Origin of the sequence: Mycobacterium sp. URHB0044 (assembly GCF_000620625.1) — a bacterium.
In the GTDB taxonomy this organism is placed as follows: domain Bacteria; phylum Actinomycetota; class Actinomycetes; order Mycobacteriales; family Mycobacteriaceae; genus Mycobacterium.
The window spans coordinates 1-3,112 of the sequence record NZ_JIAW01000040.1 but is presented as its reverse complement, the minus strand read 5'-3'; the positions used below and the strand labels follow the sequence as shown (position 1 = coordinate 3,112).

2 protein-coding genes are annotated in these 3,112 nt (G+C 68.0%); both read right to left on the bottom strand.

Going from position 1 to position 3,112, the window contains the following annotated elements:
* The coding region (locus N536_RS0135785; RefSeq protein WP_029117999.1) for a zinc ribbon domain-containing protein at positions 1-239 on the bottom strand (239 nt) is incomplete at its 3' end.
* A 165-nt stretch (positions 240-404) separates the two neighbouring features.
* Positions 405-3,112: AAA family ATPase (locus tag N536_RS0135780; protein ID WP_029117998.1), on the bottom strand; the 2,708-nt coding region annotated here is incomplete at its 5' end.

Genomic DNA, 3,112 nt, shown 5'->3' with positions numbered 1-3,112 from the left:
CCGTAGCGGGTTATCACCGCGGCCGAACGCTCCACGACTTCGGTCATGACCTCGCGCAACCGCTCGATGTCCAAGGCAGCCGCGACGTCCATCGAACGCACCACGTCGGCGAACAGCACCGTCACCTGCTTGTACTTCGCTTTGTCGACTGCGATCAGCTGTGACCCGCACGTGTCGCAGAACTTGGCGTTATCCCGCAGGCCGGTGCCGCATGACCAACACGCCACGCCCGCCGTCATCCGAATACCACCGATCTCGGGTCGTTCACCCGCTTGCCCAACACTAGGGCGTTTACCAGCGAAGAACGGTGTTATTGCCCTCGGCGTCAAGGGGCTCCAGCCTTGGATGCGGAGGCTGGCGTTCAATCGCGTCCGCGATACGACGACTCATCGCAATCCGGGGGGCTATCGACCTTCCTCGATCATCGCCTCGGCCCAGGCTATGTGTCCTTCGAAGCCAAGCGATTCCGCCATGTCGCGATAGCGCCTCGCCAATTCACGGTAGGCCGCATCATCGCCGCGGGCTCGGACCAGCAACGCGCGCAGCCGCAGCAACATGACGTCCAGCATCGCCGAATCTCGATCGGCCCTCAGGTTCACCAAGCGGTCGATCGCGTCTTGGGCTTCGGCCAGATCACTCTCGACGCCGCGCCCCAGCAGCGTCTCCGCCAGAACGCCGGTTACCCAAACGCCATACCCCCCGAGCCGTCCCGCCTCGTGCAGCTCGTCGACGGCTTGGCGTATCACCGCAATGGCAGCGTCGCGCTCGCCGCGGCTGGCCCGCTCCCGGGCGGCCCACACCTCGGTGACCGGAAGCAGGAAGGGAACACGCTCGCGCCAAAACTCGCGGACCTGCACCATCAGCTCCAGCCCGCGATGCCGGTCGGCCGCGGCGTCCCGATTCAGCAGCGCGACACCTAGCGCGTACTTGGACAAGCTCAGTGCAACATCGTTGCTGGTCCCCTCGGCGGCTTGCATCGCTTCCTCGCTCGCGCGCAGCGCCGAGTCATCGGCCCGAAGCACCCCGAACTGTATTTCCAAACCGTAGGTCCAGGCGACGACACCGGCGAGGATTGTCGGGCCGCTATTTCGCGCCATCACGACGGCGTCGTGGTGGTCTTCGCGCCGGCCGGGACGGCCCAGCCACCACCGAGCAACGCCGCGCCATGCCAACGCGGCGGCCAGCGGGGATCCCACACCGAAGGCGGCGCCCTTGGCGGGGTCACCGGCGGCTAGATCGATGACGGTCTGCGTCCAGCGCAAGAGCTCGCCAAAGTCACCGGCATCGAACCAGTTGGCGAACGCTACGAACGCCAACCCCACGGTCAAGGTGGGATCGCCGATCGACTCGAGCAGCGCCATTTGTTCGGATGCCACACGCGAGCCCTCACGCGAACGCCCGGCGTAGCAGAGCCCGGTGGCCAGCCCGGTCATGCCGATGGCCAGCGAGACCTTATCCCCGGCCGTACTGCACAACTCCCGCAACTCCGCGAATCGGTCCCGGCCTTCCTGGACTGCTGGGCCAAACCCGACGGTGGCGCACAGCATGGTTCGGGGGGCAATGCGCATCGACACCTGGTCGGGGTCGTCGTCAGTCAGTGCATCGGCGATGCGGCGTGCCCGTTCCCAACAGGCCCGGGCAGCGTCGACGTCACGGTTGGCCGACCACGCGGCGGCGCGCATGTGCCAGCCATAGGCCGCGCGCAGCTCTCCGGCTGCCTCCAGGTGCTCGGCGATCAGCGCCGCGTTCTCGTCGGCCGTATCCGGGCCACGCTCTTGGATCACGGTGGCGAGGCGCCGATGCCATTGGGCGCGAGTGGATTTCAACTGCGATTCGTAGGCCACTGCGCGGATCAGCGGGTGGTGGAAGGCGTATTCGGGGCTGGGAGTGAACCGCACCTGATCGATTACCTCGGCGCTGAGCAGCTCGTCGAACGCCGCGTCGATGCCAAGCGCGGCCAGGAGTTCAGCGCCGAAGCGGGCGCCGATCACCGACGCCGCATTCAATGTCTGCTTGGCCGGGGTGCTGAGGCGGTCGATGCGCGCCTCGATGGCTGCCTGCACGGTGGCGGGCACGGCGACGTCGGCGACATCCGTGCGGCAGGCGTAATCGCCGCGCTCACCGGTCAACACGCCGCGCTGGGCCAACTCGCGCACCATCTCCTCGGCGAAGAACGGGTTCCCGGCGGCCCGGTCGGCGATGATCGCCGCCAGCCCGCCGACCGAGGAATCCGACCCCAGCAATTCACCCAGCAGCGCTGTGGTGTCGGAATCGGCCAGTGGGGCAAGCGCTATGGTCTGCGCGCCGTGCGCCCGCGTCAGCGCTCCCTCGTATTCGGGGCGGGAAGTGATGAGCACCATCGACTGGGTGCGCGGAATGACGGTGAGCAGGTCGGCCAGCATCGACTCGCTGATCGCATCGATCCAGTGCGCATCCTCGATGATGAACAGCGCCGGTTCGGTGCGCGCCAGCGACACGGCGTTGAGCAACGCGGTCAACCGGCGCCGCCACGCGTCCGGGTCGATTTGGGGCAGTGCGGTATCGGGGTCGGCGATGCCGAGCAGATCATCAAGCAGCAGCAGATCCTTGGGGTCGGCACCGGACGGCGTGGCTGCCCGTAACTGCGCGCGGGCGGCTTCGCCGTCCAGGTCGGCCACGCCGCTGCCCGCGCGTAGCAGCCGCGTGACGGCATAGAACGGAACGTCACGCGCATGCGACTCGCAGAAGGTCCAAAACACTTCCATCCCGCGCGCGGCAGCCAGCGTCGCAGCCTCCCGCGCGACCCGGGACTTGCCGATGCCCGGCGGCCCCACCACGTTCAAGACCTCACCACGGCCACCGATCCCGCGCTCTGCAATCGCGTCGAAAGCCGCCATCTCCCAGCGCCTACCAACCAGGGCCCCCTCGGCGCGCCCGACCAGGCGATCCGACGTCTTGATTCCCACCAGCCGGCGGGCGCGCACCGGTTCGTCGGCCCCCTTGATGCGCACCCACTCGGGTTCGGCCAGCACCACGGCGTGTTCGACCAGCCGTGCGGTCGACTCGGACAGCATCACCCCGCCAGGGGGCGCCACGGATTCCATCCGCTGGGCGAACCCGACCGGCTCGCCGG